Origin of the sequence: Bradyrhizobium sp. INPA03-11B (assembly GCF_040446015.1) — a bacterium.
GTDB lineage: Bacteria > Pseudomonadota > Alphaproteobacteria > Rhizobiales > Xanthobacteraceae > Bradyrhizobium > Bradyrhizobium macuxiense_A.
Genome location: NZ_JASGSR010000001.1, coordinates 43328 through 55524, shown reverse-complemented (window position 1 = coordinate 55524; position 12197 = coordinate 43328). Strand labels below are relative to the sequence as shown.

The 12197-nt window shown below is 62.3% G+C and carries 14 protein-coding genes; 7 read left to right on the top strand and 7 right to left on the bottom strand.

What is annotated here, in order from left to right; genetic code table 11:
- Positions 1–2 precede the first annotated feature (2 nt).
- From opgC to QMZ05_RS00305, 3 genes are all read right to left on the bottom strand, one after another.
- Positions 3–1157, bottom strand: a complete 1155-nt coding sequence (opgC, locus tag QMZ05_RS00315; RefSeq protein WP_353698946.1) for an OpgC domain-containing protein — start codon at positions 1155–1157, stop codon at positions 3–5.
- A 165-nt stretch (positions 1158–1322) separates the two neighbouring features.
- A complete protein-coding gene (locus QMZ05_RS00310; protein ID WP_353698945.1) occupies positions 1323–1598 on the bottom strand; it encodes a hypothetical protein in 276 nt (91 codons plus the stop codon).
- 166 nt (positions 1599–1764) lie between these two features.
- Positions 1765–2400 carry an XRE family transcriptional regulator gene (locus QMZ05_RS00305; RefSeq protein WP_050419158.1) on the bottom strand — a complete coding sequence of 212 codons (636 nt, stop codon included), beginning with the start codon at positions 2398–2400 and terminating at the stop codon, positions 1765–1767.
- Positions 2401–2527: 127 nt separating this feature from the next.
- On the opposite strand from QMZ05_RS00305, the gene QMZ05_RS00300 reads away from it, so the two are divergent.
- The 5 genes from QMZ05_RS00300 to QMZ05_RS00280 all read left to right on the top strand — a co-directional run bounded on the left by QMZ05_RS00300 (position 2528) and on the right by QMZ05_RS00280 (position 6665).
- Positions 2528–3088: a GcrA family cell cycle regulator gene (locus QMZ05_RS00300; RefSeq protein WP_353698944.1), complete on the top strand. Its 561-nt coding sequence runs from the start codon at positions 2528–2530 to the stop codon at positions 3086–3088.
- A 94-nt stretch (positions 3089–3182) separates the two neighbouring features.
- Positions 3183–3752, top strand: a complete 570-nt coding sequence (locus tag QMZ05_RS00295) for a DUF6456 domain-containing protein (RefSeq protein WP_353698943.1) — start codon at positions 3183–3185, stop codon at positions 3750–3752.
- Positions 3753–4129: 377 nt separating this feature from the next.
- Positions 4130–4552, top strand: a complete 423-nt coding sequence (locus QMZ05_RS00290) for a GFA family protein (RefSeq protein ID WP_024582032.1) — start codon at positions 4130–4132, stop codon at positions 4550–4552.
- A 312-nt stretch (positions 4553–4864) separates the two neighbouring features.
- The gene (locus QMZ05_RS00285; RefSeq protein ID WP_353699081.1) at positions 4865–6127 is read left to right on the top strand and encodes a CoA transferase; all 1263 of its coding nucleotides are present in this window, start codon (positions 4865–4867) and stop codon (positions 6125–6127) included.
- Between the two features lie 355 nt (positions 6128–6482).
- Positions 6483–6665, top strand: a complete 183-nt coding sequence (locus tag QMZ05_RS00280) for a hypothetical protein (protein WP_279706803.1) — start codon at positions 6483–6485, stop codon at positions 6663–6665.
- Positions 6666–6688: 23 nt separating this feature from the next.
- Here QMZ05_RS00280 and QMZ05_RS00275 read toward each other — a convergent pair whose 3' ends face one another.
- From QMZ05_RS00275 to QMZ05_RS00260, 4 genes are all read right to left on the bottom strand, one after another.
- On the bottom strand, positions 6689–7009 hold the full coding sequence (locus tag QMZ05_RS00275; protein WP_353698942.1) for a cupin domain-containing protein: 321 nt from the start codon (positions 7007–7009) through the stop codon (positions 6689–6691).
- The gene (locus QMZ05_RS00270; protein WP_353699080.1) at positions 7006–7668 is read right to left on the bottom strand and encodes a YqcI/YcgG family protein; all 663 of its coding nucleotides are present in this window, start codon (positions 7666–7668) and stop codon (positions 7006–7008) included. Before QMZ05_RS00270 ends, QMZ05_RS00275 begins: the two co-directional genes overlap by 4 nt.
- A gap of 118 nt (positions 7669–7786) precedes the next feature.
- Entirely contained in the window at positions 7787–9079 is a 1293-nt protein-coding gene (locus QMZ05_RS00265; RefSeq protein ID WP_353698941.1) for an MFS transporter, read from the bottom strand.
- Positions 9079–9792 carry a hypothetical protein gene (locus QMZ05_RS00260; RefSeq protein ID WP_353698940.1) on the bottom strand — a complete coding sequence of 238 codons (714 nt, stop codon included), beginning with the start codon at positions 9790–9792 and terminating at the stop codon, positions 9079–9081. Before QMZ05_RS00260 ends, QMZ05_RS00265 begins: the two co-directional genes overlap by 1 nt.
- 63 nt (positions 9793–9855) lie before the next feature.
- Between QMZ05_RS00260 and QMZ05_RS00255 the strand changes: the two genes are divergently transcribed.
- Together QMZ05_RS00255 and QMZ05_RS00250 are read left to right on the top strand one after the other, a co-directional pair.
- Positions 9856–10875, top strand: a complete 1020-nt coding sequence (locus tag QMZ05_RS00255; protein WP_353698939.1) for a DJ-1/PfpI family protein — start codon at positions 9856–9858, stop codon at positions 10873–10875.
- A 164-nt stretch (positions 10876–11039) separates the two neighbouring features.
- Positions 11040–12173 carry an alpha-hydroxy acid oxidase gene (locus QMZ05_RS00250; RefSeq protein WP_353698938.1) on the top strand — a complete coding sequence of 378 codons (1134 nt, stop codon included), beginning with the start codon at positions 11040–11042 and terminating at the stop codon, positions 12171–12173.
- Positions 12174–12197 lie beyond the last annotated feature (24 nt).

Sequence of the window (12197 nt, the reverse complement as noted above, 5' to 3'; positions counted from 1 at the left end):
CTTCAGGAATGAGCGCCGACGGCCGATTTGTTGTCCTGCTGCTTCGACCACGAGACGTAATAGGCAACGGCCGTCATCGCCGCGATACCGGCGAGGCTGACCGCGACCTGCCGTGTCAGCGAATATGGGCCCGTGATCAGCATCAGGTGCGCAGCGAAGGAGAGGAACACGCCCGCACAGAACACGGCCAGCCACTCCTCGCCGCATTTGATGATCGGCTGCAAGGCGTACGATCTCAGGTATGCCCAGTCGCGAGGCACCAACCAGGTGAACAGGAATGTCAGGGTCAGGAAGTGCAGGATGCGGTGAGGGGCGACATCCTCGCGGTCGTTCTGCAGCAGCATATCGCTCAGTCCGCTTGGCATCATCTGGGCGAGTGCCGGGATTTCGTTGCTGGAAACGATCGTCAGCGCGAACAGCAGATAGAGCAACGCCGTGGCGCGCAGCGCGGGAATGGCCTGCATCGCGCGGATCGCAGGGGCATAGCGCGTGCCGATGAGCGCGAGCCAGCCGCCCATCACGAACAGCAATTGCCAGCAGAACGGGTTAAGATACCAGGCTCCATACGGATAGGACGTCAGGTTCCAGTCGAGCACGCGGGCAGCGGCGTAAAGTGTCACGGACGCGAGAAGTGTCGCGTTCGGTACGTACAGCAGTCCGAAGACGACGATCGGCTGGAAGGCCATCAGGGCGATGATGAGTTGCAGCACGTCGAGATTGAGCGGTTTGGCCTGCAGGAACAAGCCGTAGATCAGCGTCCGGACCGGGTGGTCGATGAAGCCGGTGATGTTGAATTCGCTGATGATCTCGGGCGCAGCGGTGCGCGCGGCGACATAGCTGATCAATTCGACATAGATCACGAACAGAACGATATAGGCGGCATAGAGCTGCCATACGCGCTTGAAGATGCGGGTTGCTGCCACCAGGAATCCACGCTCGAGCGTCATCTGGGCGTAGATGAGCGTCACCGCGTAGCCGCCGATGAATACAAAGAGGTCGGTCGCGCCGCTAAAGCCGAAATTGCGGATGGTCAGGGCGCTGACGAAATTATGTGGAATATGGTCGAGGAATAGAAACCAGTTTGCGATGCCAAGCAGCAGCGCGATCCGGAGATCGCCATCGGCTCTCGCGATCTCGGCGTTGGTTGTCGAAGTCATCTGAAGCTGAAATCTGCCGGCCCGAGAAAACGATTCGCTAATCTAAGGGGAACCTACGCCTGGTCCGAATAGACTCTGCGTGAACCCTATCTAGTCCGTTTCGGGTTCCGGCCAAGTGGTCGGATCAAGAAAGATCACGTTTTCGCAATCACCACGCGAGCGCCGTCAGATTGGCTCGTGCTTCCGCCGGTCGCGGAAGTGATCCAGCGTATTGGCTTGCAGATCCGCGCCGGTCAGGGGGATCTCGGGCAGGGCGGCCTCGGAAAGGATATCGTCCGTAACATCCTCAACCGAACACCCGGCAATCTCGTGAATGAAGCTGACGTTTGTATATTCTCCCGACGCGACCCGCGAGACGACCTCGCGCCGCGTCAGTTCGGGATCGACGATCGCCTCGCGGCCACGGCGGCCGTAGTCAATCATCACGACGAAATACTGCATTGCCTGATGTGATGGTTCGATGCGTTGACTGTCATCTACCATTGTTTCCGATAATCAGAATTATGTCAAGAGAAATTGCCGGCAATCGGAATTCGAACGTGCCCGCCCAGGCCGATCCGGTGCGGTGGCATCCGAATCGGTCTGGCCGGCCCTGGCAGCAGCGTTGCTATTTCTCGGACGATCGGCCGCCTTTGGGAGCGGATTTGCGTCCCTTCGCCGCCGTCTTGCCACGCAGCCGCTCGATCTGGCCGCGGGGCAGGGTAACGCAGATCTCGCCGATCCATTCGAGCTTGACGCCGTTGATCGGCTTGGCGTTGAAGCTCTTGAGGTTGACGGTTCCGGAAGAACTGCCGCGCTCGATCGTCTTCAGGTAGCGCTCGCCGCTCTTCAGCCGGACCGCAGCTTCCTCTCCGTAGAAGCTCGACAGCGGATAGCGCTGCTCGCGATAGACCACGATGACGTCGCCGTTCTCGTATTTCGGCAGCATCGAATCGCCCGAAACCTCGAAAGCGACGGTCTCCTCCGTCATCGGGAACGGGAGTTCGATCTCCCCGAGCCCCTCCGGCGGCACCTGCTCGAGCTCCGGCTGAATCGAGGCGCCGGCGCCGACCCGGCCCACGATCGGCACCGAGTTCAGCTCCAGATACTCCATGATCGGGGCGATCTCCGATGCCTTGATCAATCGTATTCCCGACAGGATTTCGGACACCGCTCCGGCCCGAACTCCCATCGCGCGGGCCAGCCCGCCTTTGCTCTTTCCTGTCTTTTCCAGTGCTCGTTCGATCAGTGCCGCGTCCAGCATGTTCCATCCTCTCCAAACCCGGATACATTACTACCGTTACGATTATCAGAAATCAAGCTTGACTTTCTGTTCGGAATATCGGAAGTTGTTTGAGGCGCCGGCGGAATGACAAAAATGGGAATTCGGAATGGAAATGATGAACTGGCTGCCGGAGCATTCGGCTGCCTTGCAGGACCTGCGCGCCCGCGGCTTGTCCTATTCGGAAATAGCTGACACGATCAACGCAACCTTCAATACGGCCTACACGCGCAACGCGGCGCTCAGCCGGGCGCAGCGCATGGGATTGGCAGGCCTCGATCGACCCGAGCCGTCCCTGCCAGGACATCTCGAACTACCCAAGCCGGTCCTGCCGGAGCTCCCGCGGATCGGCCGACTGCGGGACGTGCAGGCCGAGCCGAAGCTCGATCCGTTTCATTACCCCAAGATCTTCACCGAATTGGTGGAGATGCCCCAACTTCGCTGTGCAGCGGTCGCGCCACGGCACCTCTCATTGCTCGATCTCCAACCCGGAGACTGCCGCTATCCCTATGGCGGGGACGCCGACGGCGAAACCATGACCTTCTGTGGTCATCCGCGCCGTCCGGGCTCGAGCTACTGCAGCCCGCATTTTCACTTGAGCCGTGATCCCGAGGCCTCGGCGAGGCCGGTCCTGAACGACGCCTGGCTTCAAGCCGTCGGGACCACCTGAGACAGCCATCTTCCCGCCGACGGGTGTCGGTCCGCAACCGCGATCGCGCGGAGAGATTCCGCGCGCCCATCATCAGACATTTTGGAGGTCACCGATGCCGCGCGCAAAACGCCGGAAGCCGTACGATCCCGCCGGAACGCATGACCGGCGCTCCCAGGATCTGCCCTATAATGCCGAGGTGGCGACCGTCGAGGTCGACGATCCCCTTGCAATCCAGCCGGGCGAGAAGATCGTTGCGTTCCGCTCGATCCGCAACGATTCGCTCGGTCGGTTGCATGCGCACCGGCAGATCGACGACACACAATATCGGGGCGGCCGGGCCTTCCAGAATGACTGGGAGAAGGCCGAGCGTGGCCCTCGCGCGGTGGATACGACGCGCGAATATGTTGACGGCGGACTGCAGCGTGAGCCGATCACGGAGGGACAGCGCCAGGCGACTTTGCGCTTGAATCGCGCGGAGCATGAGCTTGGCGCCGATGGCTCGGCGCTTGTGCATGATGTCTTGATCCTTGGCATGACCATGGAGCAGGTCGGGCAGCGACGCGGATTGCGGACGCAGCGCTGGCAGGACTATTTCGCGCGGCGCCTCAAGGAGTGCCTGGATCGGCTGGCGCTGATGTATGGACTTGTCACACCGAACCGGGTTCCCGCGAAGGACCGTTAACGCTGATCCAGGCTGAAGTGCCGATATGCCGGTTGCCGTGCAGGCAACCGGCACCACAGCGATTCATCACAATGCTGCACTGTGCCTTGCCTCACACTGAGCACCATCCTTGGGTGATCGGCGATGTGCGCGGCCGTGCCGGGTGGAAGATGGTCGACAGCGGCGCGGACTCTCATGTAACTTCGCTCGCGTCGACGACCTGCCTGCATGCGAGCGCAATGTGATTGCCTCTTGTGCGGGAAATGGTCTGGTACGTCCACAAGGGAGTTCGCAGCGGCTACGCCCGCCTACGTCTTATCCTGCATCGCGAACACCACGAGTAACGTGGGTCGATGCCGGCGCGGAATCCGATCACTTCACCCAAGGAGAACCGACCGATGAATCACACTGGAAACTGCTTCTGTGGCGCCGTCGAGCTCAAGGTCACGGGGGAGCCCGAAGCGATGGGATACTGCCATTGCCGTTCATGCCGTTCCTGGTCCGGCGGTCCGGTGAATGCGTTCAGTCTCTGGAAGCCTGAGGCGGTCGAGGTGACCAAGGGCGCCGACCACATCGCGACATTCGAGAAGACCGCGATGAGCCAGCGCAAATATTGCACCAAGTGCGGCGGTCACCTGATGACCAATCACCCGACGCTTGGGCTCGTCGACGTGTTCACCGCGACGATCCCGACGCTGAAGTTCAGCCCTGGCGTTCACGTCAACTATTCCGAGGCGGTGCTGCCGATCCGCGACGGCCTGCCGAAGTTGAAGGACTTTCCGGCCGAGTTCGGCGGCTCCGGCGAAATGATCGCCGAATAGCGCGGCGGATCTCGATGACAAAAGCGGGTGGCAACCGACTGTTGCTACCCGCCGGTATCCAGTCGTTCGCCTTCCGCTTGCCGGACGCACCTCCAGCTCCGGCATCATGCCGCTTTCCCTGACATTCAATTCGTCGGAGCGTGCCGGCACTGCGGGCCCTCCTTTGCCGACAACAGCCATGTCGGGCGAAGGTCCCGCCCTGCAAAATCCGGGTTTGGTTTTGGTGACGGGCTTCCGCTAAAAGGCGTGCAGTGCCGGTCCTGGCAGGGGGCCGTCGTATTTCGCCTGACAAAATAACAGAGGAAGCGCCGGATCATGACCAGACCAGAATTGCCAGGGCGCGCGCCGCGCGGGGAGGGAGTTCCGACGGCGCTCGATGGCCTGCTGGTTGTCGACTTCACCCGCGTCGTCGCCGGCCCGGCCTGCACCCAAACGCTGGCCGACTTCGGGGCCGAGGTCATCAAGATCGAGAATCCGGACGGCGGGGACGACACGCGCGCCTACGAGCACGCGGAAATCGGCGGCGAGAGCGCAGCCTATCTGAGCCTCAACCGCAACAAGCGGGGCATCGCGCTCGATTTCAACAATCCGGCTGCGCTCGAAATCGCGCGCGCGCTGATTGCCAAGGCCGACGTCGTGGTGGAGAATTTCTCTGGCGGCGTGATGAAGAAATTCGGCCTCGACTATGCGTCGGTCGCGGAAACCAATCCGCGGCTGATCTATTGCTCGATCTCGGCCTATGGCCGCAAAGGCGATTTCGCGCTGCGCCCCGGCTTCGATCCGATCACGCAGGCCGAAAGCGGCTTCATGTCGCTCAACGGCTTTCCGGACGGAGAACCGGTGCGCACCGGGCCGCCGATTGTGGACATGGCAACCGGCATGTCGGCCTGCAACGCCATCCTGCTGGCGCTGATTGCGCGGGATCGGCTCGGTCGCGGACAGCAGGTCGAGGTCGCGCTGATCGACACTGCGGTGTCAATGACCGGCTTCTATGGCATGGCCTATCTCATCAATGGCAACAACCCCGGCCGTTTCGGCAACTCTCCGAACGGTTCACCGACCGTCGGCGTCTACCGGGCGTCCGATGGTCCGCTCTATATGGCCTGCGCCAACGACCGGCTCTATCGCCGGCTTGTCACCGACGTGCTTGAACGCCCGGATCTCGTCACCGACCCCGAGTTTGCTCACCGCAAGGCGCGCTCCGCCAACAAGGAGAAGCTGCGCGGCATCATCGCCAGCGTTTTCGCGGGCGACACGCTCGAGCACTGGATGGCGAAGATGAAGAAGGCCAACATCCCGGTCGGATATCTGCGCACCGTCGAGGAAGGGTTCAACGCGCCCGAAGTGCGCGATCGTGATCGCCTCAGCAAGATCGCGCATCCAACCGCCGGCTCGGTTCCGAACATCGAGTCGCCGGTCAGTATGAGCCTGACGCCGACGGTCGATCCCGTCGCGGCGCCGCTGCTTGGTCAGCACACCAGGGATGTGCTGAGCAAGACGCTTGGCTATGACGAACGGCGCATCGCCGCGTTGGCCGAGGCGGGTGCGTTCGGCAAGGCAGGCAACACCGGCTAGCCGGTCAGTCTGCACCAAAGATCAAATACACGTAAAACAACCTGACCGCAGGCGAGAGCAAAGCCTCTCGCCTCGTCCGACGTCGTTCACGGCCTCGGTGCGGACCGGCGGCCCGTGGAGCCGGAACCGGCCCGTGTCCGGAGCTCAGTTCGGCTTACTGCGCAAGTTGTTCCTTGGTATACTTTCAACCTCCTCGGGCTCCGCCCGATCGATCTCGAGGCGTGCCATCCGGAGTATCAAGGTTGCCGTGGTCAGGCCGAGGCGTTCGGCCTCTTGAGCTGCGGTGTCGACCTTCTGGGCCAAGCCTTCACGCTTACCTGGGTATGCCATTCGTAATCCTCACTTAAGGTGCGAGATGAAAAATCCCACATATGTTGCAGAGCTGCAGAAGAAGCTCGGAGCTCCATCGAGCGAAACACTGGAGAGCCTGCGACTATTGAAGGCTCTCCTTCGACTTGCGCCCGGCCAGCGTTCCGAGGTCATCGAGCTGGTCGAACGTTTGGCGGTAAACCCGCCGCGCGATCCTTCACTGTCCTGAGGTGTTCGCGTTTTCCCTGAATGTTAGTTGTTCATCGGCCCGGCAGGCGGCTGCGTCGCGATGACGTAGATCGCGCCGCCCTCGAGCGCTTCGGATTGATGCCGGGTACCGGCAGGCAGAAAGATGGTGTCGCCGGCGCCGACGACCCGCTCGCCGTCGTCCCATATGAAGTTCAGCCGGCCGCTAATGATCATCAGGATTTCATCGACCGGATGGGTATGGAAGTGATGCACCTTGCCGGCCGCATCGTGCTGCAGCTCGACCGAACCCTGGGCCGGGAGCAGGTTCAGGATCTCCGGATCGATGGCAAATTCGGTCTTCGTGCCGGCGATGATCTGGGTCATGCTGCCTGTTCCTTGTTCGCGATCGGTGGCGTCTTGTTCTGCGCGAGCTTGGCAAACGGACAGCCTCCGCTTGCAGCGTTGTCGTCGTGCAGGAAGTACTGCAGATATTCGCGGCCATCGGTCGCGCCGTAGCGGCCAAGAAGCGGAGAGGGGCTCGCGCTGTCGTACGGGATCAGGCGCTTGCGCACCTCGGCGAATGCGGCGTTCGCCGCCTTTTCCGTCCCCAGGATCTTTTCGAATACCCAGCGCGGCTGGAACGTGAGCATGAAGGCGCTGGATCGGCGGCTCTGCCGCATCACATGGGCGGGCGTCGTGCACACGACGAAGATCGGCTCGCCCGCAAACGAGAACTCCCACATCGGGTGGTCGATCTGTTCCGGAATGTTTGATGGCCACGGATTCTTATCCAGGCGCGCGAGCTGGTCGAGCGTCAGCCACATCTTGCGATAATAGGCGTCGAGCGTCTGCACCGGGCGGGGCCGCGTGAATACGATCAACGAGGTGTTGGGGCCGAACGAGCGCGCCTCCGAAACATATTGTGCGAGCTGTTCGCCGAGCACCGCGACATCGTACGGATCGAGGAATAGGTACCGGAGCTGATCCTGGCGATGTCCGGTCACCCCGAACACGCAAGGGAACGGCCTTGCCTCGCTGCTCATCTGCGCTTCAAACTCGGAGAACATCACGCTCTGCCAGCTGCTGACCGGAAAGTTCGACGCAACGTCGCCTCTTCTCAAGAACAAGCGCTCCATAACACCCCCTACACTCATAACGACACTAACGAGCTATCAACTTGCTTCTCATCATCAGCGGCCCGGCAATACCCGGCAGCGACATCAGAAGCAGAATGACGATCAAGGCGCTGTAACCGCCGTCACCGATCGCGGCCGCGTTGTGCAGGGCGTCGGTGCCGGAGGCGTTGCTGGCGGTAAGCATCGCAAAGCCGATGATCGGCTGCGAGACGCCGGCGAAGATCCCGGCGGCGGTGGTGTTCACGGAAGCACCCACGCCGATCAAGTCGGAGGTGTAGAGCTTCTTGACGCATTTCAGCACCAGCGGAACGGTGCCGCCGGCGACGAGGCCCAAAATCGTGAACACGACGGTGACGTAGGCGAGACCGAAGGTCTGGGCGACCGGCGGCAGCAGCATCGCGATCAGCAGCATGCGCAACACGCAGATGCCGATCAGGGCACGGTCGAGCGCTGCGGCGGCACGATCGGCGGCGTGACCAAGGAAGATCGAGCCGAGCGCATTGCCGATCATGAAGGCGAGCAGCGGCGTGCCGGCAGCCGTTGGGGTGATATGGAAGAAGTGGGCGACCATCGGAATGCCCCAGACGCCCGACAGCGTCGTCACGGCCGCGAAGTGCGACGCAAACGTCATCGCGCAACCCCAGTTCGCGACATGGGTAAGCGATTGCCGCGCAGCGATCACGACGCTCTTCAGCGTCTTGTTGCTGTGCGAGGCCGGATCAGGCTTGAGCGTGACCTTGGCAAAGGCAAGGTTGGCGAGGCCGATACAGGCGATGAACAGGAAACAGGCCCGCCAGCCGAACCCCGAGACGGCGGCGGCGAGCGGTGTGGTCGCGATCACGCCGCCGACATAGCCAGAGACCTGTGAAATGCCCGACATCATGCCGAACCGCTCATCGGCAAAGCTCTGCGCGACGAGCTTCAAAAGTGCGGTAAAGACCAGCGCATCGCCGCAGGCGACGATCAGGCGTGCGGCAAAGACGTCGAGCAGGTTTGGCGCCAGCGCGAACGCCGCGCTGCCGAGCGACGAGGCGATCATGCTGACGAGCACGACGCGCTTGACGCCGTAACGATCGACCAGAAGGCCGGCCGGAATCTGCATCAAGGTGTAGCCCCAGAAGTAGCTCGAGGCGAGCATCGCAACACCGGCCGCGTCGGTGTTGAAGTCGCGCATGAAGCTGAGGCTGACCGATTGCGGCGACACGCGCTGCAGGAACGCGATGGCGTAGGCGATCGCCACGGCCGTCCAGGCGAGATAAGCGCGATCGGTGAAGCGCGACGTCGGGGCGTAAACGGCTTGTTGTCCGAGCATCGACATCACACCCTCGCGTAACCCACCGAGAAAAGGGCATCCGCTGAATTCGGAATCTTTCGCGACATCGCGGCATCGACCAGCGACGCGGTGCCATGATAGGCCTGCCGATGGTGCTTAATGTGGCCGTAAGCGCCACGCATGATCATATCGGGCAGTTCGAGCGGCTTGCCCGGATAGAGCGAAGTGCACATCTCAACACAGGCCGCCTGCAGTGCCGGGTCCTGCGCATCATCGAGCAATGATGGAGACACTTTTTCGCAAATCTTAGCGTTCGCTGCCCAGACGATCGGGTTGCGGGTGCGCCAGCCGTAGAGCACGTTGCCGTCGGCTCGTTCAGTGGCGCCCGAGCATTTCAGAACTTCCGCTGTGAAGAAGCCGTACAAGCCGCGCCCCTGGTGCGCCGGGAGCACCTCGGTGCCGCTGCGATAGATTCCAAGTCCGGCCGACATCTGCAGGATGCGGTAGACCGAGAAGGCCACGAGACCGGAGCCGTCATAGACGAGGATCAGGCTGTACTTCTTGTCGAAGGGCGAGGAGGTTGCTGTCCAATGCGGCTCGGTGGCCTGCCAGTTGACGGCGATGATGCCGTTCATGGCGTCCATCAGCGGCTGACGGTCGCAGGCTTCGATCCGGGAGGCGTCGGGTAGGCTGTAGATTGCGTAATCCGCCCACGGTGATTTGATCGCCCCGTACCCGCTGCCCAGATGTCGCGACATGGCAGAACTCCAGAATTCCATCGCGACCTATACAGGGCGGCCTCGAATGGCTTAAAGGACAATATGCCCTCGAAAGCTGCCAAACCGCCCCGGCCTGAGCCGCGCGACAGGAAAGCGACGCGGCGGATCGCGATCGTTGCCTTTCCGGGCGTGACCTTGCTTGACATCTCGGGACCGGCTCAGGTGTTCGCAGAGCTGGAGGCGATCGAACTGCCCGGGCCGGACTACTCGCTATCCTATCTGTCGACGTCTGGTGGCTTGGTACCGACCGATGTCGGCATGATGATCGACACGGCGCCGATCGCCAGTGCTTCGCCTGCCGAGGTCGACACGCTGGTGATCCCCGGCGGGCCCGGCATCTGGAAGATCCGCAACGACGCCGAGTTGATGGACTGGATTGCGAAGGCGCTGCCGAAGGCGCGCCGTATCGCATCGGTCTGCCTCGGCGCATTCGCGCTGGCCTGGACTGGAATTCTGGACGGCAAACGTGCTGCAACGCACTGGCGCTATTGTCCTCGTTTGCAAGACAGCTTTCCCAATATCCGCGTCGAGCCCAACGCGATTTTCGTCAAGGACGGACATGTCTGGTCGTCGGCGGGCGTCAGCGCCGGCATCGATCTGGCGCTCGCGATGATCGAAGAGGATTTCGGACACACCATCGCGCTCGACGTCGCGCGCAGACTTGTGGTGTTTCTGAAGCGGCCGGGCGGCCAGAGCCAGTTCTCGACCGTGCTTGCGGCCCAGGCGTCGGACGTCGAGGGACGCTTCAGTGCGCTGCATGCCTGGATCATCGAGAACATCACTGATGACCTCAAGGTCGAGACGCTGGCGGAAAAGGCCGGGATGACGCCGCGCACCTTTGCCCGAACTTATGTCAGCCGCACCGGCATGACACCTGCGAGCGGTGTCGAGGCGCTGCGCGTGGAGACCGCGCGCTTGCTGCTCGAAAGCCGCCAGATCGGCGGCGTCGTCGAGGTTGCCAAGCGCGCGGGGTTTGGCGATGACGAACGCATGCGGCGGGCCTTCCTGCGCCATCTCGGCGTGTCGCCGACCGAGTACCGAAACCGGTTTTCGGGCAGCTAGCAGGAGCGAGCAAGGTCAATCCGGAGGCGGCGGCGTCGCGTCGAAATCCGATCTATCTCACAAGCGAATAGCTGGCCTTCGCTGGCCGGATTCGTGGGTCAAGGTGGTAGCTTTTCCGGTTTGTCTGCGGCTAATGTGCCGGCCAAATCGGGAGAAGAAACACCATGAATGACGGGACCCCCATTCGGCAGGTGCGCAATGTCGAACTCGGCGCCAGCGGCGAGGAATACCAGAACCTGCACGAATTCGCGCAAAAGGCCCGCGCCAAACTCAATCAGAATGCCTGGGACTACATCGTCGGCGCCTCGGAGACCGAGACCACGATGCGCCGCAACAGGATGGCGCTCGACGAGATCGCGTTCCGGCCGCGCGTCCTGCGCAACGTCATCAAAGTCGATCCCTCCACCGAGGTCTTCGGCCGCAAGCTCCGGCTTCCCGTGATGATCGCGCCGGTCGGTGCACTCGAGATCTTCGATCCCGACGCGGGCGCGGCCGTCGCGCGCGGCGCTGGAACGTTCGGCGCGGCGCATATGCTGAGCTCGGTGTCCGAGCCCGGGTTGGAGAATACCGCCAAGGCGGCGCCTGACGCCTTACGCATCTTCCAGCTCTACGTGCGCGGCGACGATGCTTTCGTCGAGGATGTGGTCAGCCGTAGCATTGACAACGGTTACGCCGCGTTCTGCCTCACCGTGGACACCGCCCATTACAGCCGGCGTGAGCGCGACATTGCCAAGCGCTATGTCCGCGAGAGCCGCATCCGCGCCACCGGCGGCGATTTCCAGAAGGGGCTGGAATGGCGAACGGTGAAGTTGATCAAGGACAAGTTCAAGATTCCGCTGATACTCAAGGGCATAGCTACCGCCGAAGACGCGAGGATCGCGCTCGATCACGGGGTCGATTGGATCTACGTCTCAAATCATGGCGGACGGCAGCTCGACCACGGCCGTGGGTCCATGCATGTCCTGCCCGAGATCGTCCAGGCCGTCGCCGGCCGTGCCAAGATCATGGTCGATGGCTCGATCTGCCGCGGCACCGACATTGTGAAGGCCATCGTCTCGGGGGCCGACCTTGTCGGGATCGGTCGTCTGCAGTGCTGGGCGCTCGCCGCGGACGGCGAGGGCGGCATCGTCCGGATGCTTGAATTGCTGGAGGACGAGGTGATCCGCTGCCTCGGTCTGCTCGGCGTCACGAGCTTCGCCGAACTGGACAAGTCCTATCTGCATCCGGCGACGCCGACCAATCTGCCGAGCGTGTTCAGCGCATTCCCGCTGCTCGATATCGATCCCTATCGGTACTGAGCCGCAGCGAGAGACACCTGGAGC